Annotated in this window: 25 protein-coding genes and 4 pseudogenes; 16 read left to right on the forward strand and 13 right to left on the reverse strand. The window is 56.6% G+C overall.

Annotation, left to right across the window (positions count from 1 at the left end; genetic code table 11):
- The first annotated feature begins 319 nt into the window (after window positions 1–319).
- Both AB8W27_RS21310 and AB8W27_RS21315 read left to right on the forward strand, forming a co-directional pair.
- Window positions 320–631, forward strand: coding sequence for a type II toxin-antitoxin system HigB family toxin (locus AB8W27_RS21310; protein WP_012815773.1), 312 nt, complete (start codon window positions 320–322; stop codon window positions 629–631).
- Window positions 628–1,046: pseudogene (locus AB8W27_RS21315) on the forward strand (type II toxin-antitoxin system HigA family antitoxin). The gene AB8W27_RS21310 and the pseudogene AB8W27_RS21315 overlap by 4 nt, the downstream one beginning before the upstream one ends.
- Window positions 1,047–1,214: 168 nt before the next feature.
- On the opposite strand, the gene AB8W27_RS21320 reads toward AB8W27_RS21315, so the two are convergent.
- Both AB8W27_RS21320 and AB8W27_RS21325 read right to left on the reverse strand, forming a co-directional pair.
- Window positions 1,215–1,571: a nuclear transport factor 2 family protein gene (locus AB8W27_RS21320; RefSeq protein ID WP_012815775.1), complete on the reverse strand. Its 357-nt coding sequence runs from the start codon at window positions 1,569–1,571 to the stop codon at window positions 1,215–1,217.
- Window positions 1,572–1,652: 81 nt separating this feature from the next.
- Entirely contained in the window at window positions 1,653–2,096 is a 444-nt protein-coding gene (locus AB8W27_RS21325; protein WP_071820355.1) for an NUDIX hydrolase, read from the reverse strand.
- A 149-nt stretch (window positions 2,097–2,245) separates the two neighbouring features.
- On the opposite strand from AB8W27_RS21325, the gene AB8W27_RS21330 reads away from it, so the two are divergent.
- Window positions 2,246–2,734, forward strand: coding sequence for a DinB family protein (locus AB8W27_RS21330; protein ID WP_012815777.1), 489 nt, complete (start codon window positions 2,246–2,248; stop codon window positions 2,732–2,734).
- A gap of 38 nt (window positions 2,735–2,772) precedes the next feature.
- On the opposite strand, the gene AB8W27_RS21335 is transcribed toward AB8W27_RS21330, so the two are convergent.
- Window positions 2,773–3,684 carry an ABC transporter six-transmembrane domain-containing protein gene (locus AB8W27_RS21335; protein ID WP_041924232.1) on the reverse strand — a complete coding sequence of 304 codons (912 nt, stop codon included), beginning with the start codon at window positions 3,682–3,684 and terminating at the stop codon, window positions 2,773–2,775.
- A gap of 100 nt (window positions 3,685–3,784) precedes the next feature.
- Between AB8W27_RS21335 and AB8W27_RS21340 the strand changes: the two genes are divergently transcribed.
- Window positions 3,785–4,342, forward strand: a complete 558-nt coding sequence (locus tag AB8W27_RS21340; protein ID WP_012815779.1) for a TetR/AcrR family transcriptional regulator — start codon at window positions 3,785–3,787, stop codon at window positions 4,340–4,342.
- A gap of 298 nt (window positions 4,343–4,640) precedes the next feature.
- Window positions 4,641–4,952: pseudogene (locus tag AB8W27_RS21345) on the forward strand (MFS transporter); the annotation flags it as partial.
- A gap of 27 nt (window positions 4,953–4,979) precedes the next feature.
- On the opposite strand, the pseudogene AB8W27_RS21350 reads toward AB8W27_RS21345, so the two are convergent.
- Both AB8W27_RS21350 and AB8W27_RS21355 read right to left on the reverse strand, forming a co-directional pair.
- Window positions 4,980–5,078 (reverse strand): annotated as a pseudogene (locus AB8W27_RS21350) (LysR family transcriptional regulator); the annotation flags it as partial.
- Entirely contained in the window at window positions 5,036–5,953 is a 918-nt protein-coding gene (locus tag AB8W27_RS21355) for a LysR family transcriptional regulator (RefSeq protein WP_041924233.1), read from the reverse strand. The pseudogene AB8W27_RS21350 and the gene AB8W27_RS21355, both read right to left, overlap by 43 nt.
- A gap of 103 nt (window positions 5,954–6,056) precedes the next feature.
- On the opposite strand from AB8W27_RS21355, the gene AB8W27_RS21360 reads away from it, so the two are divergent.
- Window positions 6,057–7,562 carry an MFS transporter gene (locus AB8W27_RS21360; protein ID WP_041924234.1) on the forward strand — a complete coding sequence of 502 codons (1,506 nt, stop codon included), beginning with the start codon at window positions 6,057–6,059 and terminating at the stop codon, window positions 7,560–7,562.
- Window positions 7,563–7,570: 8 nt separating this feature from the next.
- On the opposite strand, the pseudogene AB8W27_RS21365 reads toward AB8W27_RS21360, so the two are convergent.
- Window positions 7,571–7,810 (reverse strand): annotated as a pseudogene (locus tag AB8W27_RS21365) (darcynin family protein); the annotation flags it as partial.
- A 122-nt stretch (window positions 7,811–7,932) separates the two neighbouring features.
- Between AB8W27_RS21365 and AB8W27_RS21370 the strand changes: the two are divergent.
- Window positions 7,933–8,199 carry a hypothetical protein gene (locus tag AB8W27_RS21370; protein ID WP_345955945.1) on the forward strand — a complete coding sequence of 89 codons (267 nt, stop codon included), beginning with the start codon at window positions 7,933–7,935 and terminating at the stop codon, window positions 8,197–8,199.
- Between the two features lie 101 nt (window positions 8,200–8,300).
- Here the strand turns inward: AB8W27_RS21370 and AB8W27_RS21375 are convergent, their stop codons facing one another.
- The 3 genes from AB8W27_RS21375 to ycgZ form a co-directional block, all read right to left on the reverse strand.
- Window positions 8,301–8,579 (reverse strand): biofilm development regulator YmgB/AriR family protein, encoded by a 279-nt coding sequence (locus AB8W27_RS21375; protein ID WP_007767443.1) that lies wholly within the window; start codon window positions 8,577–8,579, stop codon window positions 8,301–8,303.
- A gap of 40 nt (window positions 8,580–8,619) precedes the next feature.
- Entirely contained in the window at window positions 8,620–8,919 is a 300-nt protein-coding gene (locus tag AB8W27_RS21380; protein ID WP_012815786.1) for a hypothetical protein, read from the reverse strand.
- Window positions 8,920–9,087: 168 nt separating this feature from the next.
- On the reverse strand, window positions 9,088–9,327 hold the full coding sequence (gene ycgZ / locus AB8W27_RS21385; RefSeq protein WP_007670514.1) for a regulatory protein YcgZ: 240 nt from the start codon (window positions 9,325–9,327) through the stop codon (window positions 9,088–9,090).
- A 391-nt stretch (window positions 9,328–9,718) separates the two neighbouring features.
- Between ycgZ and AB8W27_RS21390 the strand changes: the two genes are divergently transcribed.
- Together AB8W27_RS21390 and AB8W27_RS21395 are read left to right on the forward strand one after the other, a co-directional pair.
- A complete protein-coding gene (locus AB8W27_RS21390; protein WP_012815787.1) occupies window positions 9,719–10,936 on the forward strand; it encodes a diguanylate phosphodiesterase in 1,218 nt (405 codons plus the stop codon).
- Window positions 10,937–11,167: 231 nt separating this feature from the next.
- Window positions 11,168–11,911 carry a MerR family transcriptional regulator gene (locus tag AB8W27_RS21395; protein WP_041924235.1) on the forward strand — a complete coding sequence of 248 codons (744 nt, stop codon included), beginning with the start codon at window positions 11,168–11,170 and terminating at the stop codon, window positions 11,909–11,911.
- A gap of 24 nt (window positions 11,912–11,935) precedes the next feature.
- On the opposite strand, the gene AB8W27_RS21400 is transcribed toward AB8W27_RS21395, so the two are convergent.
- On the reverse strand, window positions 11,936–12,223 hold the full coding sequence (locus tag AB8W27_RS21400; protein ID WP_282914041.1) for a phosphatidylserine decarboxylase: 288 nt from the start codon (window positions 12,221–12,223) through the stop codon (window positions 11,936–11,938).
- Window positions 12,224–12,535: 312 nt separating this feature from the next.
- Here AB8W27_RS21400 and tehA point away from each other — a divergent pair, with 312 nt between their 5' ends.
- Complete coding sequence (gene tehA / locus AB8W27_RS21405; protein ID WP_012815790.1) at window positions 12,536–13,543, forward strand: dicarboxylate transporter/tellurite-resistance protein TehA; 1,008 nt, start codon at window positions 12,536–12,538, stop codon at window positions 13,541–13,543.
- Window positions 13,544–13,600: 57 nt separating this feature from the next.
- On the opposite strand, the gene AB8W27_RS21410 is transcribed toward tehA, so the two are convergent.
- Window positions 13,601–15,511: a methyl-accepting chemotaxis protein gene (locus tag AB8W27_RS21410; RefSeq protein ID WP_012815791.1), complete on the reverse strand. Its 1,911-nt coding sequence runs from the start codon at window positions 15,509–15,511 to the stop codon at window positions 13,601–13,603.
- A gap of 440 nt (window positions 15,512–15,951) precedes the next feature.
- Here AB8W27_RS21410 and AB8W27_RS21415 point away from each other — a divergent pair, with 440 nt between their 5' ends.
- Window positions 15,952–16,338, forward strand: a complete 387-nt coding sequence (locus AB8W27_RS21415) for a VOC family protein (protein ID WP_012815793.1) — start codon at window positions 15,952–15,954, stop codon at window positions 16,336–16,338.
- A 154-nt stretch (window positions 16,339–16,492) separates the two neighbouring features.
- Window positions 16,493–17,053: a thioredoxin fold domain-containing protein gene (locus AB8W27_RS21420; RefSeq protein ID WP_041924237.1), complete on the forward strand. Its 561-nt coding sequence runs from the start codon at window positions 16,493–16,495 to the stop codon at window positions 17,051–17,053.
- Between the two features lie 38 nt (window positions 17,054–17,091).
- Here AB8W27_RS21420 and AB8W27_RS21425 read toward each other — a convergent pair whose 3' ends face one another.
- Window positions 17,092–17,607 (reverse strand): GNAT family N-acetyltransferase, encoded by a 516-nt coding sequence (locus tag AB8W27_RS21425; protein ID WP_041924238.1) that lies wholly within the window; start codon window positions 17,605–17,607, stop codon window positions 17,092–17,094.
- Between the two features lie 100 nt (window positions 17,608–17,707).
- Between AB8W27_RS21425 and AB8W27_RS21430 the strand changes: the two genes are divergently transcribed.
- The 4 genes from AB8W27_RS21430 to AB8W27_RS21445 all read left to right on the forward strand — a co-directional run bounded on the left by AB8W27_RS21430 (window position 17,708) and on the right by AB8W27_RS21445 (window position 20,023).
- The gene (locus tag AB8W27_RS21430) at window positions 17,708–18,031 is read left to right on the forward strand and encodes an antibiotic biosynthesis monooxygenase (protein WP_012815796.1); all 324 of its coding nucleotides are present in this window, start codon (window positions 17,708–17,710) and stop codon (window positions 18,029–18,031) included.
- Window positions 18,024–18,422 (forward strand): amino acid-binding protein, encoded by a 399-nt coding sequence (locus tag AB8W27_RS21435; RefSeq protein ID WP_012815797.1) that lies wholly within the window; start codon window positions 18,024–18,026, stop codon window positions 18,420–18,422. Before AB8W27_RS21430 ends, AB8W27_RS21435 begins: the two co-directional genes overlap by 8 nt.
- Window positions 18,395–19,120, forward strand: a complete 726-nt coding sequence (locus AB8W27_RS21440; RefSeq protein ID WP_012815798.1) for a helix-turn-helix transcriptional regulator — start codon at window positions 18,395–18,397, stop codon at window positions 19,118–19,120. The genes AB8W27_RS21435 and AB8W27_RS21440 overlap by 28 nt, the downstream gene beginning before the upstream one ends.
- 81 nt (window positions 19,121–19,201) lie before the next feature.
- Window positions 19,202–20,023, forward strand: a complete 822-nt coding sequence (locus AB8W27_RS21445) for an alpha/beta fold hydrolase (protein WP_012815799.1) — start codon at window positions 19,202–19,204, stop codon at window positions 20,021–20,023.
- A 49-nt stretch (window positions 20,024–20,072) separates the two neighbouring features.
- On the opposite strand, the gene AB8W27_RS21450 is transcribed toward AB8W27_RS21445, so the two are convergent.
- Window positions 20,073–21,449 (reverse strand): PTS transporter subunit EIIC, encoded by a 1,377-nt coding sequence (locus tag AB8W27_RS21450; RefSeq protein WP_012815800.1) that lies wholly within the window; start codon window positions 21,447–21,449, stop codon window positions 20,073–20,075.
- Between the last annotated feature and the right edge of the window lie 273 nt (window positions 21,450–21,722).

Genomic DNA, 21,722 nt, shown 5'->3' on the forward strand with positions numbered 1-21,722 from the left:
TCGCTATTGTCCACTCACACCGTTAAGAGAACATTAAGCTCGCCTGCAGCGTCATCCGCTTGCATGGCATCGCGAGTGCAGATGTGGCCAATCAGAAGGTATCAGTTACACAGAAGTCGTCGTCTGAGCTGCTTATGCTGGCTGGCGGTTCGCCAGTGAGGGGCAGTGTGGCGGGCCGGGCGACTATCGCGATGAGATATGCCCTGAAGGGAGCGTTAATATCAGCGACCTCCTCAGCCGCACCATAAGCCGTGTTGTCGACAGGGTTATAGTGCGTTATAGTGTTTACATAATGTGAACGAAAGAAGGGAATCTCTCAATGCACGTCATTTCCAAAGAGCCCTTTGAACAAGCGGCACGGCTCTTTCCAAACGACGCCACAGCCATAAAGGCGCTGTATCGCCTGGTATGCGAAACAGATTTTAAATCGCCTGATGAACTTCGCGCCGCCGTGCCAAGTCTCGACAATTTTAAGTACCGTAACAAATGGTGGGTTTTAGATGTGGGTGGCAACAACCTGAGGGTCATCGCCTATATCAACTTCGTGAATAAACGCTTCTACGTGAAGCATATCGCGACCCACGCTGAATACGATAAGCTGACTCGCTACTATCGGGAGAACAAAGAATGATCGCCGACACCACTAAAGCTATCGAAGCAACAAAACAACTGGTAGCGGCTGTCCCTCTGTTGGGGGGAGCTCCTCCGAGAAGGACTACCGTGACGCGCTGGCGCTGGTGGATTACCTGATTGACCACGACGATGAAAACCCGCTGATCGACATTCTGGCAGCCAAAATCGCCGACTACGAAGAGAACAGCGAGCGCTTTGCCGAGTTCAACAAAGAGGTTGGAGAAATGCCGGTTGGCGTCGCGCTGCTGCGCACGCTGATTGACCAGCATAAGCTGTCCTACGCCGACCTGAAGGAGGAAATTGGCTCTAAATCGCTGGTAAGCCAGATCCTTTCCGGTCAGCGCTCCCTGACTATCTCGCACATCAAGGCGCTTTCCGCTCGCTTCGGCGTTAAGCCACAATGGTTCCTGTGATATAGCCACTTCCAGCCCGCGAAACGGCGGGCTTTTTATTGCCATCCACCAAAAACATTGACTCACGTGAAATAGCTTTCGGCAGAAAGCCTCGCATACCGGCGCTGATAAGACGCTTTTTATTTTCCTAAGGACGGCACAAGCCCGCGCGCCGGGCAGATGCGCGCGTCAGAGTAGCGTGGTTTTTAACCCGAGCACCTGCCACTGCCCGTGACGATTAACCCAGGTGCGGAAATGGTGAAAACGGCCATTCAGCGGCGCACCGGCGTAGGTGCCCGTGATGGCCACGCAGGTATCGACAATAATGCAGTGGTCGCTTTCCTGAGCCTGAAAAGATTCACGCTCAATCGCCTGAATCGTAATAGCGCCGCTGGTATGCAGCCCGATATCCTGAGCCTTGGTGACGCGCTGGCCGGCGTGATTGATAAAGAGCAGATCGTCGGCGATTAACGCCATAAGGGCCGTCACGTCGGAATTTTTCATGGCGGTGAAAAGCGTATCTTCGAGTTGTAGCGGCAGGTTCATGGCGTTTTTTCCTCTGGTATGCGGCCACATTATCAGCCTGCGCCTGGCGGTAAACCCGTTGAAATTCGTAGGCCACCGCTTTCAGCGCGCCGACATCAGCTCAAGCAGCAGTTCCCGCGGGTAGATAGTTTCACGGGCGAGGGCCAGGGCTTCCTGCGACCACCAGCGGTGATCGTGAATAACGCGCTTTTCATTCGCGCTCCAGCCTGAAAAATCGGTTTCTTCGTGGTCCACGTGAATAATAAAAAAGCGCTCGTCGGCCAGCACCGTTTCGCCATTCGGCAGCAGCATCGTAAAGGTGCGCTGCGCCACTTCAGGTCCTGGGGAGGCGCGCACGATGCCGGTCTCTTCCCGTAGCTCGCGTAGTGCCGCCTCTGAGAATGACTCGCCGTCTTCGACGCCGCCGCCCGGCGTCGCCCAGTAAGAGCGACCAGCAAGCGCGTCGTCGCGGTGGGTAAAGCGAAACAGCAATAAGCGCTGATCGGGGCTCATAATCAGCAATCGTGACGCGGGACGGGTACGCATAAGGGCCTTTTTAATGAACGTGGTTAGCGCCGGGCCGAGTATACCGCAAACCGCGCGGCACAGACGCCGATCCTTAATATTGGCAGCCCGGGTCAGTACAGCGATGTGTTAATTTAGCGACATAAGTAAATACTCAACGGGAAAATAAAATGAACAAGGATACGCTGGTAACGTTGCTGAAATATAAGCGCTGGGCGGATGCCGGCACGCTGGCGTCAGTCAAAGCCGTTGACGCCACGGCGTACCCGGAGAAGCGCCGCCTGATGCAGCGGCTGATGAACCATATTTATGTGGTGGACCGTATCTTTCAGGCCAACCTGTCGGGCCAGTCGCATGGCTATACGGCGCTCAACACGCCGGAAACGCCGGATGTTGAAACACTTGAAACGGCGCTGCGCGACTGTATAGACGGGTATATCGCCCGCGTGAGCGCAATGAACGAGGCGGATTTCGGGGAAACCCTTCGCTTTCAGTTTACCGACGGCAGCCCCGGCGAGATGACAGCGCTCGATATGCTCACCCACATGCTTTTCCACGGCACGTATCACCGGGGCGCGGTCGGCTGGCTCGTCGCGGAGTGCGGCGGCGTCGCGTTTAAAGACGTGCTGACGATTTTCCTGCGCGAACAGCCCCAGTAATCGGGCCGCCCCACGGGGCGGCGACAGGTTCACCGATGTTATTCAGCGGCTCCGGTTTCCGCCTCCGTCGTCACCCGTTTGCCGATATCTTTGAGCTGTGAATATTTCTCCAGCAGCTGCGGCGCGTCATCCAGGCTCGTGACAAACATCCACATATAGGTCATCACCGAGTAGATGTGACCGGCGTTAATCGCGGCTGACTGCGTCATCATTACGACTGTAAAGCTGAACAGCAGCGCGGCCAGCACGCCGATGGTGAAATACCCCATCGCTTCGCGATCGGAGAGCGTGATGCGCAATTTCGCCAGCAGCTGGTAATGCCGTTGCAGCGCGCGCGGCGCGGCGTGCGTCACCATATCGATCTCTTTTTCCAGCCGGTTATTGAGCCTGCCGTATAACGCCTCATTGCGGCGGGTAAACTGCGTGAGAAAACAGGCCTGCACCGCCAGGATCCCCAGACACGCGATCCCCGTCCAGAACTCGATGAGCAGCAGCATGACGGCGGCGCCCGCCATCGACGCCACGGAGGTAATCAGCGTCGGCAGGTGCAGCTCGAAAAAATCGACAAATTCCCTTGAGAGCGCGACGCGCGCCGCGATGGTTGAATGACTGAGGCGTTTCTGGCGCTGCGCCAGCACCACCGAGACGGCGAGCCCCGCGTAAATGCGGGCAAACGTGCGCGTATCCACACTGCGCCGCGTCGCGCCCAGCAGCCAGATAAACAGCACCATCAGCCCGTACAGCATCGCGCTCCGGACATTCCCCGCCAGAATGGCGTTAATGCAGATACCCGCCAGCACCGGGTAGAGCAGATAGGTGACATTCTCCGCTATCACCAGAAAGAAGGTAAAAAAGAGCTTCTTGCGGTGGCGCCGGGCCAGCGTTTTCAGCGTGGCGGCGGCGCTGGAGCCGGGAAGGGCGGTCGGGATATTTACGCTGTGCGTCTTCATGATTTCTGTTAATCTTCGGTTAGAGCAGATGCTCAAGTGGGGTGGGATGCTATTTGAGCAACTGCTCAAAGTCAATCAGAGAAAAGCAGAGTGAGCTTTCGTGAAAGAGAAAATCATTAACGCGGCGATCGCGCTGTTCCTTGAACAGGGCATTGAAAACGTCAAAACGCGCGATCTGACGGAGCACCTGGGCATTTCGCGCAGCCATATCTATCACTATTTCAAAAACTGGCAGGCGCTGTGCGTGGAGTCGATCACCACGTTTCTTGAGAATGAACTGACTGAATTTGTCTCGCGGACGGCGTCGTTACCCGCCCGTAAAAGGCTGAAAGCGTTTATCGAAGGCGTGATTTCGCCCACGCCAGATCCGACCGCGAAGCTTTATGGCTCGCTGTGGCAACTTGCAGCCCATAACCCGGAATATGCGCACCTGATGGAATCGATACTGGCCCGCTGGCACGACGCGCTGGTGGATATCCTCACGGCAGGCGCACAGGAGGGGGTGTTTCGTCGCGTTAACGCCGCGCGTTTCGCGAGACAGCTGGACGCGATGCTGTTCGGTTACAGCGATCATCTCTACACGCTGCCTTCTGATGAAGCGTTCCGCCAGGCGCAGGACGATATCGACGATTTTATCGGGCAGAATTTGCTGGCGTAGCGGCGCGGGACATCTTTCATCAGCGAGCCTGAGGGATGTGAAAATCCGGTGAACGTTCTGGTTCACATTCAGGCCTTTGTCACAAAACGGAAAACTGTAAATCCTTCTGCTTTGTACATGGTCATTCCGCGCGTGGTTGTTAAATCTTTGTATACAAAAGAGCCATGGGAAAAGGGTGGGGGACTAATGCGTGAAACGCATCGGTTGATGCGTTTATTACGCTTATTACGTGGTTACTTCTGTTCCAGTCTTCAGAAAGAGGCACAACCACAAGCGTCAACGACAACGGGAGACATCAATGCATTCCGTTATCTCACCTGTAAACACCCGTTCCCGGGCTGGCGCTATCCTGCGCGTCACGTCCGGGAACTTTCTGGAGCAGTTTGATTTTTTCCTGTTCGGCTTTTATGCCACTTATATCACGCATATGTTTTTTCCGGCGAGCAGCGCCTTCGCCGCGCTGATGATGACGTTTGCGGTGTTTGGCGCAGGCTTCCTGATGCGCCCCATCGGCGCCATTGTGCTGGGCGCGTATATCGATAAAGTGGGCCGCCGAAAAGGGCTGATTATGACGCTCTCCATCATGGCGACAGGCACCTTTCTGATTGTGCCGTTCATTTCCGTGCTGCGCCGCAAACTCGAAGAGACGCAGGAGTTCAGCGCGCGCCGTCTCCAGTTTTTCTATCCGGCGGCTCAGCGCCGACTGTGAAAGGCAGATGGACTCCGCCGCGCTCCGGTGTCCCAGTGGGCTTTCAGAAAATCGACAAAGCAGCGGATACGCGGCGAGAGATAACGGCTGGTTTGCCAGAGCGCCGAAAACGCGCCCCGCCGTTCGCAGCAGCCCGGCATGACTTCCTGAAGCTCGCCGCGGGTAAGCAGCGAATTGACAATAAAATCGGGCACGTAACAGATGCCCATCCCGGCGACGGCCGCGCGTATCATCGCTTCGATGTTATTGACCGTAAGGGCAGACGGCGCGCCTGTCATCGTCAGGCCCGTCAGTTCCCAGGGCTGGATCAGCCCGGTCGACGGAAAGCGAAACAGAATGCAGCGGTGCTTTTTTAGCGCATCTGGTGTCTGTGGCGCGCCATGTTCCGCAAGATAAACAGGGCTTGCACACAGGACGAAACGGAAGTGACCAAGTGTGGTGGCGGTAAGGCGCGAATCGGCCATCTCGCCGCTGCGGATAGCCACATCAAAACCTTCATCCACCAGATTGACCAGCCTGTCGCTGAAATCGAGCTCGATATCGATCTCGGGATAGCGGGCGGCGAACGCCGGTAAAAAGGGCATCAGCAGATGATACCCAATGACCGGCAGAGAAATGCGCAGCCTGCCGGACGGGGTGTCTGTGGCGGACGTTAACTCCGCTTCCGCCTCGCGCAACTGTTCAAGCGCAGGGCGACAGCGCGCCAGCAGCGTCGCGCCTTCAGCGGTGAGGCTTACGCTCCGGGTGCTGCGGTTAAAAAGCCGCACGCCCAGCTTTTGCTCAAGGCGGGCCACGTTTTTCCCGACGGCGGAAGCTGAAATACCCAGCACGCGCGCGGCCTGGGTAAAGCTCAGCGTCTCGGCGGTGCGAACAAACGAGGCCAGCGCTGTAAAACTGTCCATGATTATCAACTTTCTATCCGTAATGAATGGATTTCCAGTCTATTTATCATTACCGCTGTCCGCAATAGTCTGAGCGTGTTCAATCATCGTCTAAGGCCAGGCTATGTCTGTAAATACATATTTTCGGGTGGCGAACGCCACTAACGTCGCCGCGCTGGCGGTGCTCTTTGCTGCGCTGATCCTGCCGCTGAGCTTTACCGGCGGCGTCGCCACCACGCCTGCTATCGGGCATTCGCTTGGCGGCAGCGCGCTGGCGCTCGCCTGGCTGACTAACGGTTTCATGCTGACGTTCGGCGGCTCGCTGCTGGCGGCGGGGGTCATGGCCGACAAAATGGGCAGGAAGCGCGTTTTCACTGGCGGGCTGCTGCTGTTTTTCTTAAGTTGCCTGGCGGTCTGCGTGGCCAGGAGCACCGTTGCGATTGGCGCGTTGCGCGCCGTCCAGGGGATCGCCGCGGCGATGACGCTGGCCGGCGGTAGCGCGATGCTGGCGCAGCTGTTCAGCGGGCCGGCGCGCACGCGCGTGTTCGGCATTCTCGGCACGATGTTCGGGGCAGGGCTGGCGTTCGGCCCGCCGATCGCGGGCGTTGTTATTGAGCAGTTCGGCTGGCGATGGCTCTATGCGCTGCTGGCCCTGCTCGCCGGGATGAGCGCGCTGACGGGCGCGGTTTTCCTGCCTCTCGCCCGTAAACCTGACGCAATGCGCGCCGATGTGCCAGGGCTTGCGTTGTTCAGCCTCTGTCTGGTGTTTTTCACGATCGCGCTGCTGTTGATCCCACGGTATGGCATCGTCTCCGGGCCGGTCATCGCCCTGCTGCTGGCGACGCTTGTATCCGCGAAAATCTTTGTCGTTCGGTGCCGGCGCGCCACGCAACCGGTGCTGGAACTCACTTTACTGTGTAATGCGCGTTTTGCGGGCATCCTGGTGTTGCCGCTCGCGACCTGCTGCTGTTATGTCGTCTGGTTGATCCTGCTGCCGCTGCGGTTTACCGGCGCCGACGCGCTGAGCGCTACCGCCAGCGGCCTGTATATGATGGCGTTGACGCTGCCGGTGCTGCTGCTGCCGGGCGTGGCGGCGACGCTGACGCGCTGGATCAGCGCGGGTCATCTGGCCGCCTCCGGGCTGTTGATCGCCGCCGTGGGGCTGGCGCTGCTGGGCCAGGCCTTGCAGGGCGGGAGCGTGCCGCTGCTGATGGCGGCGCTCGTTATCACCGGCACAGGCTCGGCGCTGCCCTGGGGGCTGATGGATGGTCTTGCGGTCTCAGGCGTGCCGGTAGAGAAAGCCGGGATGGCGGCAGGCTTGTTTAATACAGTGCGGGTGGCGGGCGAAGGCGTGGCGCTGGTGGGCGTAATGGCCTTTCTCGCCGCGGCGAACCAACAAACGCTCGCCGCGACGGGGTATCCGGCGCAGACCATCGCCCGCGCCGCCGAATGGCTGGGTAACGGTCATCTTCAGCAGGCGCAGTCGCTGCTGCCGGGTGCGCCCCGCGCGCTGCTTTACCACAGCCTGAACCATGCGTACCTGCTGCTGTGCAACGCGCTGGCTGTGCTGACCCTGCTTTGCGCCGCCATCGTGTGGAAAACGCTGCGGGGCGGGAAGACTGACGGGTAAGCCGCCGCTTACAGATGCTGCGCCTCGACGACCTGAAGGATTTCCTTGATTTCGAAGAAATCATTCCAGAACGGGGTGTCGCGCAGCGCTTCAGTAAAGGCCTGCCAGACGGCATGGCTTTCAGCCTCCCACATCCAGATATCGGAAATCCGCGCGGAGTAAAATTCGGTATCGAAATAGCGAAGCCTGAGCGCGCCCTGCTACTGACTGAGTAAGGGCGCAAGGTGGGTGGCAATAGTGCGTTGGCGTGAAGCCAGCGGGGCATGCCTCGATGGCATGACTGACGCGCCCATGGCTTATGCGTTTTCGCGCCCCGCGCTTGCGCGCACGCTGGATGTGCAGGAGACCGCCCCGAAATTTCTGGCGCATCATGGCGGCGCTACACCACTGTGTCGCTTCTGCGCCTGAACTGAGTGATACGGCAGCGTGGGATGTTATCGCGCTGGCGCAGGGCATGATTGCCGTGGCCATCGCGCGCCGCATTCGGTTATCTCGGCTGGACGATGTGAGCGCCATTAAGGCGTTTGCGGGCGAGGATTATCAGGTGGCGGTAACCTGTCCCGACGATGAACAGTTCGGGCGGCTCTCCGAACCGTGGGTCTTTCAGCACGACGTTGAGACTATTGCAGCGCTGTAATACAAGGGGCATCAGACAAGGCAGGGCAGACGACATAAAGAAAAAAGCCAGCCGGAGTGAGAGACGGGCTGGCTTTTAACCGAAGAAATTAAACGTCAGTGTCAGATGTCGTCCAGCGTATGATCGACAACGATTTCCAGCGTCTTGCGGATGACGTCGGCCATCACCACGTCATCCGTGGTTTCCAGCACGCCAATCAACTGTAAAATAATCGCTTTGTGGGTCAGGTGACCGTCGGTGGCGAGGATGTTGCTCACGACAGCGCCCAGCAGGGCGGCTTCCTGAGCCAGCATGTCACCGGCATTACGAAAATATTCAGACAGTGCCGTGTCGGGCAGATCCGCCTGCAAATCAGTGGGGTTAAGCATCACCTGGCTCATGTACTGGCACCGTGTTTAGATTGAAAGTGGCTGAATGTAGTCAGTGTTTTTTACTGTTGCCCGGCGACGCGCTCTCGCCAAACAGCGAACGAACGTTATCGCCGTTCCACTCTTTACGCTCACGCGCGCCATTACGCCGTCCGGAAACCGTTGTCGCGGTAATTTCCACAATGACGCGGGCAATCGCCTCGCGTCGGTGAGGATCAGACTCACTGGTTTCCATTGAGCGCAGACGCGCAATCAGAACCCGCATATTGATGGGGCCTTTCTCTCTCAGAAGAGACAGGACTGCCTCTCCGATGATTTCATCTGTCAGTTGATCTTTTTCACTTCTGTTCATAAATGCGTCTCTGAATGCCGCATGTCCCGTGCCACACGCACGGGATACAACTTTTTCCGGTGGCTTCCTGCCACTGAAAATTGTCAGGCTGTGCTAAGGCCTGCAATATCCCTCCGCCGAGATTAACTTAATCATCAGGAACCTGTTCAGTAAAAGAACGCCCTGGTGTTAGCGATCGAACAGCAGGCCGATCAGCGTTTGATAATGACTTTCTTCTTCAACGCTTGAAGCCATTTCAAGACGACTAAGTAACTTGGTGCAAATACTCTTTTTATTCAGGAGACGACCGTCGCGCAGGATCTCAACGACGATTTGCCCTAATGTTTCTTGCTGAGTCGGCAGAGCCGCTTTGTCAAAGTATCGGGCAATGGCATTAGCTGTATCCGGAATGTAACCGTTCTGACGCATATGTCACTCCTGTTAAAATTTCGTAACTACGCAAGGAATAGTTAGCAGTATACTAATTACGTGAATCTTGTACATCGTTATTGTATAAGTTAGCGATCTTTTTTTGTGCAAATAATAACTTCATCATTAATTTCATTCAGTTATGATGAAATTTATTTTTAGTGTTTAGTCTGAAGTTGTACTGATTATGCAGTTTTGAGGACGAGGTGTGCCGTAGAAGGTTGTACAAGGCAGATGCAACGTAATCATTTTGTAAAATATCCTTCCTGAAAGCAGGACGAATTCAGGCTTAGCTGCCTGATTCACTGACGCTTTATACATAATCACAACAAGACGCCTGACGGGCCATCTGATAAGGTGGCCGCTTATTCACCTATTCACAGGATGCATGATGCTCACAACCATAATTTATCGCAGCCATATCTGCGACGACGTTCCGGTCACCGTACTGGACGAGATGGTGAATGCGGCGAACAACAAAAACGGCCAGGCTGATGTGACCGGCATTCTGCTCTTCAATGGCCGGCACTTTTTCCAGCTGCTTGAAGGCCCTGAAGAAAATGTGAAAGCTATCTACAGCGCCATCTGCGCCGATACGCGTCATTACAATCTGGTGGAGCTGCTGTGCGACTACGCGCCGTCGCGCCGCTTCGGTAAATCGGGCATGGAACTCTTTGATTTACGCGATTATGAGCGCGACGAAGTGCTCCAGCATGTGCTGAATAAAGGCACGTCGAAATACCAGCTGGTTTATGGCGACCGCGCGCTGCAGTTCTTCCAGACGTTTGTCGAAGCGACTGAAAAAGAAAACTATTTTGAGATCCCGCCGGGCGACAGCTGGGATTTCATCACCGAAGACGACGGCGTGACGGCGCCCGCGACCGCAGCTGCAAACAGCGACAGCCGCTTCGCGTTTCAGCCCATTATCGATCCGCTGGCGCGTGAAGTGGTCTCGCTGGAAGCGCTGTTGCGCACATCGGACGGCGCGCCGCCGCAGACCTTTTTCGAAGGGCTTGAGGGCGAGGCACTGTATAAAGCTGATTTGAAAAGCAAAAAAACGGCGTTTGAAATCGCAGGCGCGCTTCGTATCGGCCAGCAAACGCTGTGCGTAAACCTTCATCCGATGACGCTGGTGAAAATTCCGGGCGCGGTGGAGTATCTGGTGCAGGAAATTCAGGCCAACGGGCTGGTGCCGGATCAGGTGATTGTGGAATTCACGGAAAGCGAAGTGATTTCTCGTCTTGATGAGTTCACTGACGCGATTCGCCAGCTTAAGGCGGCGGGCCTGCGTGTGGCGATTGACCACTTTGGCGCGGGTTTCGCGGGTCTGCTGTTGCTGGCCCAGTTCCAGCCGGACCGCATCAAGATCAACCGCGAGCTTATCCGCGATGTCCATAAAAGCGGGCCTCGTCAGGCGATTGTGCAGGCGCTTATCAAATGCTGCGCGTCGCTGGAAATCGCGATTTCCGCGGTGGGCGTTGAGAAAGCCGAAGAGTGGATGTGGCTGGAATCTGCCGGTATTACCCTTTTTCAGGGACACCTTTTTGCCAAACCGGCGCTCGGCGGCATTCCTGCCGTGGCATGGCCTGAGAAAAAATTCGGCCTGTAAAGGTTCACGCGCCAATAGCGCATGCTGACCCGGCATGCGCCCCCCTCCGCGATTTAATGCATTTTAAGTACACTTTTTTGTTGCCCGCAGCGCTTTGAATTCATACCCTTATCAACCAGACGGCTCTTAAATTAACTTCATGGTTGTACAATTATCAAAAATTGTACAAGCTAGAGAGAGGTGAATTTTTGAGAGATTCCTGTGTCGGTTTTGATCGTGAGTGAAGATCCTATGGCGTTTTACAGCATTGGCGAGATAGCAGAACGGTGCGGGATTAACCCCGTGACGCTTCGCGCCTGGCAGCGGCGCTATGGCCTGCTTAAACCCCAACGCAGCGAAGGCGGCCATCGCCAGTTCGATGAAGACGACATTCAGCGTATTGAAGAGATAAAACGCTGGATCAAAAGCGGCGTGCCCGTCGGCAAAGTGAAAGCGCTGCTCGATAAAGACGTCGTGGTGGCGCCCGAAGCGTGGAATGTGGTTCAGGAAGAGATGATGAGCGTGGTGCGTCAGGCGCGCCCGGCGACGCTTCGCGCCAAAATCACGGCGTTGCTGCGAGAAAACGCCGTGGACGGGCTTATCGATAACGTCTTCCTGCCGGTACGCCATCGGTTAAGCCTTGATCAATACACCGCACCGTCGATGCGCAGCATGATGGACGGCGCGCTTATCGAATACGCCACGCTGTTTCTTGCCGAAGCGCGCAAAAAAACCACCAAAGAAGCGCTGCTGATGGGCTGGGGCAATGTGGATCGCGCCCGCCTGTGGCTGGAAGCCTGCCGCCTTGCGCACCAGGGCTGGCATATTGACCTGCTGGCTGAGCCTCTTGATCTGCCGCACCCTGAGCTGTTCCCTAACCAGCACTTTTTCGTCTGGACCGATGCGCCGCTCACCCGCGAGCAGCAGGAGCGCGCCGCTCACTGGAAGGCGCAGGGGTATGCCATCACCTTTTTAACCGATCAGAAACCCGCGTAACCTGAGGCCGTTCATTCACGCCGTTCAGGGCGCGGTGGCGCGGCCCAGCGCCTCTCCGTATCGGATAGTCTTCCCTTCCAGCACGGCGTTATTCCAGCGCACGCGCTGTTCGCCAGACAGCACGATAACGGTAGAGCCCAGATGAAAATGCCCCAGTTCATCGCCTTTCTCCAGGCGCAGCGGGCTGACATAACGCAGGCTGGTCATCTTTCTTCCCGGTGGATTTACGACGCCTGCCCCTACTGTTTCCACGCAAGCCACTATCATGGCGCCAACCAGTACAATCGCCATCGGCCCGGCGTCGGTATCCATTATTCAGAAATCAGGCTATTAGCCCGATAGCGAAGCGGTAAATAAAGAATAACTTTCATGCAGAATAAAACGGCGCGTTGCGTTTAATCACAGGGTGAAAAAGAGCAAGGTTGCAGAAAATACGGCGGTATGCGTCATCTTTTATTAACACTGTTCATGTTGTACGAACGTCACGACAAGTCGCCGTCGGCATGCGTCGGGTGTTCGTAATAGCTGATGGCCCATAACGGCGATATGATACGGGGCTTCAGACCCGTTTTTACGACCGGATACGCAGTAAAAAAACCGGTCGTTTTTGGTGAGCCATCATATATGCATAAAAAAGAATTACCCCGGAAGGTGCTTAACCTCCCGGCGGGCTACTACGGCATGGTGTTAGGCATTATCGGGATGGGCTTTGCCTGGCGTTACGCCAGCACCCTCTGGCCCGTCAGTCCGCTTATCGGCAACAGTTTCGTTGTGCTGGCGATGATTATCTGGCTGCTGTTAAGTGTGGCGTTTGTTGTTCGTGCCGTGACGTTTCGCGAGAGCGTGCTGGCGGAACTGCGCCACCCTGTGCAGAGCAGTTTTATCAGTCTCTTTCCCGCCACCACGATGCTGGTGGCCATTGGCATGACCCCCTGGTGTCGGCCCGTCGCGCTGGCGCTTTTCTTCACCGGCGTGGCGGCGCAACTTTGTTATGGCGCCTGGCAGTCCGCAGGGCTGTGGCGCGGCAACCATCCAGGCGACGCCACGACGCCGGGGCTTTACCTGCCTACTGTCGCGAATAATTTTATCAGCGCGATGGCGTGCGGCGCGCTGGGGTTTCATGATGCGGGATACGTATTCCTTGGGGCGGGCGTGTTCTCATGGCTGAGCCTTGAGCCTGTGATTTTACAGCGGCTGCGTAGCGCAGGTTCATTGCCTGTGCCGCTGCGAACCTCCCTGGGGATACAGCTGGCGCCTGCGCTGGTCGCCTGTAACGCCTGGCTTGCCGTTAACGGCGGCGAGGCGGATGTCTTCGCCAAAATGCTCTTTGGCTATGGCCTGTTGCAGTTGCTGTTTATGCTGCGGCTGATGCCCTGGTACCTGGCGCAGCCCTTTAACCCCTCGTTCTGGAGCTTCTCGTTCGGCATTTCAGCCCTGGCCAGCACAGGCCTTCATCTGGGTCATCACAGCCAGAATGGGTTTTTCGCAGCACTGGCCGTTCCGCTGTTTATTTTTACGAATACCATTATTGCGCTGCTGCTGGTGAAGACGGCTTTGCTGCTGATTCAGGGAAAACTGCTGATCCGTGTTGAGCGCGAGCCCGCGCCGGACTGCCCGGAAGAGAGAATGTGACGCCTGTGAAAAAAAGCCCGGCGCTGGCCGGGCTTTTTGTTGCGCTTAGGAGAGGACTCAGAAGGTTTCCCAGTTTCCTGCGCCATCGGCAGCCAGTGTTCTCGTTGGCGCCATGAGCGGTTTCGCCGCTGGTTTCTTCACTATCGCGTCGCCCAGGCGGAAGCGTGAGATAAGCTGAGACAGCTCACCCGCCTGTTGTTCGAGCGACGCGGCGGCGGCAGAGGATTCCTGCACCAGCGCGGCGTTCTGCTGGGTCGTGGAATCCAGCTCGCTCACGGCTTTGCTTATCTGGTCGATACCGCGGCTCTGTTCGTCCGAGGCGTGAGAGATTTCCGTCATGATCCCGCTGACGCCTTCCACAGAGGAGACGATATCCTTCATGGTTTCGCCCGCTTTATTGACCATCGCGGAGCCGGAGCTGACGCGGTCAACGGATTCCTGAATCAGACCCTCAATCTCTTTCGCGGCCTGCGCGCTGCGGCTGGCCAGCGTTCTGACTTCGCCTGCGACCACCGCGAACCCGCGCCCTTGTTCGCCGGCGCGCGCGGCTTCTACCGCGGCGTTCAGCGCCAGGATGTTGGTCTGGAAGGAGATGCCATTAATCACCGTGATGATGTCTTTGATTTTGTTCGAGCTGTCAGTAATGTTCTGCATGGTTTCGACCACATCCCAGACAATCTGCCCGCCGCTGCGCGCGTTCTGCGCGGCGGTGTTCGCCAGCGTGCTGGCTTCGCGAGCGTTATCGGCGTTGCGTTTTACGGTCGAGGTTAACTCTTCCATACTGGCGGCGGTTTCCACGACGGCGGCCGACTGCTCCTCGGTACGCGAGGCCAGATCGGTGTTACCGACAGAAATCTGCGAAGACGCCGAGGCGACATAGACCACCGATTCTTTGATCTGGGTAATCAGCTCGCGCAGTCGCTGGTTCATGGTCGCCATCGCCGCGCTCAGTCGGCCAAGCTCATCCGTAGAACCCGCTTCAATGACCGTTGTCAGATCGCCTGCGGCGATACGCTCCGCCACGTTCAGGTTATAGCGGATCTGCGAGGTCATCTGACGCGTAATCAGCCAGGCGATAAACAGCCCGATAACCACCGAAAAGAGCGCGACAATCGCAACGATATACATCACATGCGCAATTTTGGCGCTGCTTTTATCCGCCTGGAGCTGTGCCAGTTCGGCAGTGGCGTTATTGAGTTTGTCGGCAACAAGCGTCATGTTGTCCGCCCCGGCCTTCGCGTTTTTCAGTGCGAGGCTATAGGTATCGACCGCGCTGGCCAGCGTATTCAGCGCTGACTGGAGCGTATCGGCTGAGCCTGCGACCGCAGAGGTATTTTCGGTTTTAATCGCCGCCAGTGAAGATAAAGCCTGCTGCGCGTCGGCATGTAATTGCTGTAGCCCGTCTGCCCCACGCGAGGAGACAATGACCCCCGCATCAGCCCGCGCTTTTTCGATAAAATAGAGCAGATTGACGCTGGATTTGGACAGCGACTCACTGTTACGCAGCGCGTTAGCCGCCTCGTCAAACACGGATTGCCGGGCTGCCTCCAGTACCTTTTTACCCTGCTCAATACTGGCGCCTTCCAGCCCGATAAAATTACTGCGTGCGTCGCTGTACTCTTTAACCTTCGCGCTCAGCCCCTGAAATAACAGCCCTGCGTCTTTTTCCCAGGTGAACTTATCGCCTTCTTTAATTTTGTCCGCCATTTTATTAATAGCGGTGAGATTCGCCTGCGCGGCCTTATCTTCATGCGTCAACTGATAAATCAGCCGGTTACGCCTGGCGTTATTGAGGTCATTGCTTAACTGATTGACCAGCTGTTCTTTATCAGAGTGCTCGCTGATAGCCGAAAGCTGATTAATATTAATGGCGGAAGCGATAATAATAATCCCGACCAGTACTGAAAAGCCGCCAAACAACTTCGCTGCTACGGAAAGATTTTTAAAAACACCGGGTCTGCCTGTCATTGTTGATTCCTCGGCTGCTTATCTTGCTGTCGTACCTGTCGCTCCGCCGCTTTTATGTGCGCCGCGATTGTTCGCGCGCTGATGAAGCGCGTGAGGGCCAGGTAATGTCTGTTTAATCCATAAGGGTTATCGGCACAAACTGAAATTATATTCAGGATATATTTTCAGGAATTTTTCATCGACTTCAAAATCAGGGTATTAGTTATTTTTGTGATGTAATATCTGTGAGCGAGTTAACAAAGGGAATACGGGATGGGGGTATTCAGGAATGCTTTGCGTAAAAACCATAAGCGTGCTCAGAATATAAACCGCACGTCTTTTTATTAGCACGCTAATTCATGGCAGGTGAATCGTAGTGAAAAAAGCTTTTGCCGACAAATGGCGTTATACCCGGCGGGTACACTGATGGCGCGTTTATTTATCACGACAACGAGGTAGACATGTCTTTTACCCATATGCGCATTGCAAGACCGGTCACCGATCTCGAAAAATCTTTCCGGCTCTGGTCGCAGGGGCTGGGTCTGACACGGCTTGCGGATTTCACCGATCACGCGGGCTTTAGCGGCGTGATGCTGGGCCGCAAGGCGTTGCCCTGGCATCTCGAATTTACGGTCTGTCTTGCACACCCTGTTACGCCATCGCCAGGCCATGAAGATCTGCTGGTCCTTTATTACCCGGATAATACCGAATGGCAGCGGACGTGCCGCACGCTCGAAGAGGCTGGGTTTACCCGCACGCCGTCTTTTAACCCTTACTGGGACATCAACGGGCAAACCTGGAGGGATCACGATGGTTACCGGGTGGTGGTGCAACACCAGGCATGGTAACGCGTAGTCCGGCGTTCTGACCGACCTACCAGAATAAGTAAATCCTGATAAAGATCATGCTCTGCGGGGCGCGGAAGGCTACACTGCTTCTGCGCTTTTTTGCGCGTAATAACAATAAATTAATCCCGGTCGGTAAGGGAATACAGGGGGTAAAATGAAATATACCGCGTTACTGGCGCTCGCCATGTTTTGCGTACACAGTGGCAATGCGTTATCGGCCGCACCTGCGTCAGTGAATCAGACGCCGGATCAGAGTTATCAGGAAACTATCAAAGCCTTACCCGCGCTTCAGCCCATTACCTTTAAAGCGGCGCATGAAACGCATCAGGTGCTGGTATTTATCGATAACCAGTGCGTGTATTGCACTAATGTCGTGAAAAACATTAATACCTATACCGATGCGGGTCTGACGATGTCCTTTTTAACTATCGCGCCCGGCTCTATCCGGGATTCCGTTATTGCGGATATGGCCCGGGTGTGGTGCGCCACGGATAAACAGAAAAGCCTGAAGAATGCGATGGTGGGGTTTTTACCGGATAATGACGCCACGCCGGAATGTGAAAACCTCATCAAAGCGCAATCCGCTTTTGCGATTAAAAATGGCGTTGAGGTGACGCCCACGATGGTGGTGCTGGATAACCCGCCGCAGGTATTTTTAGGCTCTCTGACGGCTGAAACTATTCTGGCTCGTCTCTCCGCGCCGTCGCAGAAATAATTATTTACCGCGGCGTCTCGCCGGGCGCCGCGTACAGGCTAAAGCCGTAACGCCATGGCGCAACGCCCGGCGCGCGCAAAGCCGTGCGCGGCTTCTTCATCAAGCAGGCGAGCCAGACGTTCCGGCATCTCTGCGTCTGAAATCACGTGGAAACCCAGACGCGCATAAAACGGCTGATTCCACGGCACGTTTCGGAACGTCGTCAGCGTCAGCGCGGCGAGCTGTTTTTCCCGTGCGTGATGAATGGCCCCGGCCATCAGCATTTTCCCAAGCCCCATTCCCTGACAGTCGCGCATCACCGCCACGCCCAGAATATGCAGCGCGTCGGCGGTATATTCCCCGTTGATAAACCCGACGGGAATGTCATCCTCATTCACCACGACCGCAGAATATCCCTGCTCGCAAAGCCGGTGATGTAAATCCTCAGGCTGGACGCCATCGCTCGCCACCCAGGCGAGCGTCGGGATCGTCTCAAATGCGCTGTCCGCCGAACGCTCAATGGCTTGAAGACAGCCAATATCTGCGGTTACGGTCTTTCTGATACGAAAGGTCATTGTGGCTCCCTGTTCTGTCGACGCCATATTTCGCCCGCGGGCGAAGCATCGCGTTTTCATGCTCTTACACTGCAACAACATTCAGTGATGGAGAAAACCCATGATAGCCGTTTTATTTGAAGCGCAGGCGCTGCCTGAGGCGCAGTCGCGTTATTTCGAACTCGCCGCGGCCCTGAAACCGCTGCTGGCGGATGCACCGGGCTTTATCGAGCTTGAGCGGTTCCAGAGCCTCACCGCGCCCGACAAAATTCTGTCGCTCTCCTGGTGGGAGAGCGAAGAGGCGGTGCGTCAGTGGAAAGGCAATCTCATGCACCAGGCCGCCCAACAGGAAGGGCGGGCGCGCATTTTCGCGCATTACCGCATCCGCGTGGCGCAGGTGCTGCGCGATTATTCCTCTGATACAAAGGATAACGCACATGTATGATATCCACGTGATCCTCAGCAATACGCCAGGCGCGCTGGCCGCGCTGGGTACGCTGCTCGGTAAAAGCGGCGTCGGTCTTGAAGGCGGCGGCGTCTTTTCATTTGCGCACGAGAGCCACGCGCATTTTCTGGTGGAAGACGGCGAAACGGCGCAGCGGGTGTTGCAGGACGCCGGATTTACGGTGCGCCACGTCGCCCGTCCGCTTATCCGCAAGCTGCCGCAGGCGCGTCCGGGCGAGCTTGGCGAGATAGCCCGGGCGCTGGCAGATGGCGGCGTGAATATTCTTGTGCAGTACAGCGATCACGCCAACCGGTTGATTCTTGTGACCGACAACCACGAACAGGCGGAAAAGGTAACCAGACCATGGGCAGTCCCGGACGAAACCCCCTGACAGACGCCGACACGGCGCCAGGGCTTGAGCAGGCGATGTCGGGCGTCGCGGCGGCCATGGCCGATCCCTCGCGCGTCACGATGCTCTGCGCGCTGATGGATGGCAGGGCGTGGACCGCGACGGAGCTCAGCGCGGTGGCGGATATTGCGCCGTCCACCGCGAGCGCGCATCTCGCGCGCCTGCTGGGCCACGGGCTGGTGGTCTGCCTCTCTCAGGGGCGGCACCGCTACTACCGGCTGGCGGGGCATGACATCGCCGGGCTGCTGGAGACGCTGATGGGTGTTTCCATGAGTCCTCGCCGCCAGCCTGCGACCCGTACGCCGGGGCATTTACGCCACGCGCGCACCTGCTATGACCATCTGGCGGGCGAACTCGCCGTGCAGCTCTATGCGTTTATGCTGGAAGAAAAATGGCTGACGCCGGATGGCGACGCGCTCACGCCGTTCGGGCGCGAGCGCTTTGCGGCGCTTGGCGTGCCGCTCAGTCCAAAGCCCAGACGCAAAGCGTGCTGCCCGTGTCTCGACTGGAGTGAGCGGCGTTATCATCTGGGCGGCGATGCTGGCGCGGCTTTACTCACGCTGTTTGTGCAACAGGGCTGGGTTCTGAGAACGCCGGGCTACCGGGAAGTGACCGTCACCGCCGCCGGGCGCGGCGCGCTGCGTCGCGTCTTCGCCATTGATAGCGAGGTAACAGTCTGAAAACCTCGCGATAATTCATCGTGCCGTCATGTAAACACTATACTTATCAACCCTGGACCATCGCTAAATGAGGAACCACTGATGAGCACAATCAAGACGCAGGACGGCACGCAGATCTATTACAAAGACTGGGGCGCAGGCAAACCGGTGCTGTTCAGCCACGGCTGGCCGCTGGATGCGGACATGTGGGACAGCCAGATGAATTTTCTGGCGGAGCGCGGCTACCGCGTGATTGCGTTTGACCGTCGCGGCTTCGGGCGTTCCGATCAGCCGTGGAACGGCTATAACTACGACACTTTTGCTTCTGACATTAACGACCTCATTCAGGCGCTGGATCTCCAGGACGTAACGCTGGTGGGTTTCTCTATGGGCGGCGGCGATGTGGCGCGCTATATCGGCAAATACGGCACCACACGCATTGCGGCGCTGGTGCTGCTGGGCGCGGTGACGCCGGTGTTCGGTAAGATCGGCGATTACAGCCAGGGCGTGGATCTTTCCGTCTTTGACGGTATTCGCGACGGCCTGCGCAAAGATCGCGCGCAGTTTATCAGTGATTTCGCCGCGACGTTCTACGGCACCAACGCAGGCCAGACGGTGTCGGAAGGCGTGCTGACCCAGACGCTGAATATCGCGCTGCTGGCCTCGCTGAAAGGAACTATCGACTGCGTCACCGCGTTCTCGGAAACCGACTTCCGCGGCGACCTGCAAAAAGTGGATGTGCCGACGCTTGTGATCCACGGCAGCAACGACCAGGTCGTGCCGTTTGAATCCACCGGTAAAGTGGCGGCAGAGATGATCGCTAATGCTGAACTGAAAGTGTACGACAACGGCCCGCACGGCTTTGCCGTCACGCATCAGGACCAGCTGAACGACGATCTGCTGGCGTTCCTGAAATCCCTTTAAACGCTTTTCTCCGCTGGCCGGTTTTTCCGGCCAGCGCATCAAGCCGGCATTACGCCTGCCCGGTCGCGTCCTTACCCACCAGCACGGTGGTGAGCACGAAGGACATCACCAGCGCCATGGCGACGCCCGACAGGGCAAAGATGAAATACGGGCCGATATAGGCAGGCAGACTAAAAATACTCGACAAAATGTACCCGTAAAGCCGCACGCCAAAGAAAGCGATAAAGGCCGAGGCCAGCGAGCTTGCGATCGTGGCCGAGATAAAGGCTTTTTTATAGCGCGTCAGTACGCCAAACAGCGCGGGTTCGGTAATGCCGAGCAGCGCGGAAATCGCCGCTGACAGCGTGACGGTTTTCTCCTGGCGGTCTTTACTCAGGCGCCAGATGGCAAACGTCGAACCGGCAATCGCCATGTTGGCCATAAACATCATCGGCATCAGCATGTCGTAGCCGCGCTCGCTGAAGTTTTGCAGCGCTATCGGCGTCATGGCGTGGTGCATACCGGTCAGAACGGCAACCGGGCGAATGGCGCCGACAATCAACCCGGCAAAACTCGCCGATACGCTGAACAGCCCTTCAATAAACAGCGCCAGCCCTTTGCCTAACCAGATCCCAATCGGGCCTATCACCACCAGGGCCGCCAGCGCGCCGATAAACAGCGTCAGGGTGGGCGTAAACACGGTTTTCAGCACGTCAGGCATAATGCTGTCGACCCAGCGATGGATATAGCTCAGGGCCAGGATCGAGAAAATCACCGGGATGACGCTCGCCGAATAGTTAAACACCGACACCGGGATGGCATTGAGCAGCCAGAGCGCGCTGACCGCGCCTTCCTGATGCGTCGCCAGCGCTTTGGCCGCCTCTATCAGCGACGGGTACATCAGACACGCCGCGACGGCTGCCGCCAGGTACTCATTGACCTTAAAGATTTTGGCGGCGGAAACGGCGAGGAAAAACGGCAGGAAGTAAAATACGCCGCTCGCGATCAGATCGATGATCATCACCGTATCGCTTTTCGCGGACACGACTTTCAGCGCGATTAACCCGGCCAGCAAGCCCTTGATCATCCCGGCGCCGGCGATGGCTGGCACGATCGGGCCGAATACCCCGGAGACGGTATCCATAAAGAGCGAAATCAGGCCCTTGCGCCCTTTGGCGGGTGCCGTGGCGGCGGCCGGGTTATCGCCAAGCGCGGCGAGCATCTGTTCGTACCAGCTATTGACCTTTGGGCCGATGATGACCTGGAACTGATCGCTCTGGCGCTGCGCGCCCAGCACGCCGGGCAGCTTTTTTATCGCCGTCTGATCGACTTTTTCATCATCAACTAAATCGAAGCGCAGCCGCGTCATACAGTGCCAGACTTTATTAATATTCCCCTGGCCGCCCACCAGACGAATAATATTATTGATGGCTTCTTGCGTCCCCATAAAGACTCCTGCCGTATGTTGTTGTCGTTTTAATGGTCCTCTGAAGGATAATTAAACCCCACTAACAAAACAAACCAATAAAAGTTGACATTGTTCACACCTTTCCTATGTAAAAGGGTTTTGGTGGCGTATTCAGTGAAATTGGTATGGTTTATTAATGACTTTAAGGCGGAATAGCTGACCAAAATAAATAGTCAAAAAAAGGGTTTACCCGTCAATATTTTTAGGGCCATGATATTCCCATGACGTATTCCCACAGCGCTGTAAAGGAGT

The organism is Cronobacter turicensis (assembly GCF_041222865.1).
Taxonomy (GTDB): Bacteria; Pseudomonadota; Gammaproteobacteria; order Enterobacterales; family Enterobacteriaceae; genus Cronobacter; species Cronobacter turicensis.